We start from the raw sequence: 1,241 nt of genomic DNA, 5'->3' as shown, positions 1-1,241 counted from the left end.
CTAGTGCTGTGACCGGGAAGGTTGGCCGGGTTGGCGGCTGGGGCGGTTGGATTGGCGGTCACGTCCGTTTCGATCGCTGGAGGTGCGAGTGGCTGAGCCTGTCCGTGTACGCCGACTCACCGATCAGGAAGGACGGAAACTGCAGCAGATCGTGCGCCGGGGCACTACCAGCTCGGTGCGCTACCGGCGCGCGATGATGTTGCTGGCCTCGGCCGGCGGGAACCGCGTCCCGGTGATCGCCCAGCTGGTCCAGGCCGACGAGGACACGGTGCGGGAGGTGATCCACCGGTTCAACGAGATCGGCCTGGCCTGCCTGGACCCTCAGTGGGCGGGAGGCCGTCCCCGCCTGCTCAGTGATGACGACGAGGACTTCGTCGTCCAGACGGCCACCACCCGCCCCACCAAGCTCGGCCAGCCCTTCACTCGCTGGTCGATCCGCAAACTCGCTGCCTACCTGCGGAAAGTACACGGACGCGTGATCCGGATCGGCCGGGAAGCGTTACGGCGCCTGCTCAGGCGCCGCGGCATCACCTTCCAGCGCACCAAGACCTGGAAGGAGTCACCCGACCCCGACCGTGACGCCAAGCTCGACCGGATCGAGCACGTCCTGGAGCACTTTCCGGACCGGGTCTTCGCCTTCGACGAGTTCGGCCCGCTCGGGATCCGGCCGACCGCAGGTTCCTGCTGGGCGAACCGGGGCAAGCCCGACCGGCTGCCGGCGACCTATCGCCGCACCCACGGCGTGACCTACTTCCACGGCTGCTACTCCGTCGGCGACGACCGGCTGTGGGGCGTCAACCGCCGCCGCAAAGGCACCGCGAACAGCCTGGCCGCCCTGAAGTCGATCCGCACCGCCCGACCCGACGGCGCCCCGATCTACATCATCCTGGACAACCTCTCCGCCCACACCGGAGCGGACATCCGCCGCTGGGCGGGGAAGAACAAGGTCGAGCTGTGCTTCACCCCGACCTACGCCTCCTGGGCCAACCCGATCGAGGCCCACTTCGGACCGCTACGGCAGTTCACCCTCGCCAACTCCCACCACCGCAGCCACCCCGCGCAGACCCGGGCCCTGCACGCCTACCTGCGCTGGCGCAACGCCAACGCCCGACATCCCGATGTACTCGCCGCCCAACGCAAGGAACGGGCCCGCATTCGCAGCGAGAAGGGCATCCGCTGGGGCGGACGCCCCCTCGCAGCCGCAGCCTGAACCCGGCGAACCTATGCGGTCACAGCACTAG

General features: G+C 69.0%; 1 protein-coding gene. It reads left to right on the top strand.

The features are described 5' to 3' along the window. The first annotated feature begins 88 nt into the window (after positions 1 to 88). Positions 89 to 1,210, top strand: a complete 1,122-nt coding sequence (locus tag NMK44_RS41830) for an IS630 family transposase (RefSeq protein ID WP_254753390.1) — start codon at positions 89 to 91, stop codon at positions 1,208 to 1,210. The last annotated feature ends 31 nt before the right edge of the window (positions 1,211 to 1,241 follow it).

Source organism: Streptomyces cucumeris (genome assembly GCF_024295805.1).
GTDB classification, from domain to species: Bacteria; Actinomycetota; Actinomycetes; order Streptomycetales; family Streptomycetaceae; genus Streptomyces; species Streptomyces cucumeris.
The sequence above is the reverse complement of the archived record's forward strand: the minus strand, read 5'-3'. Positions and strand labels throughout refer to the sequence as shown.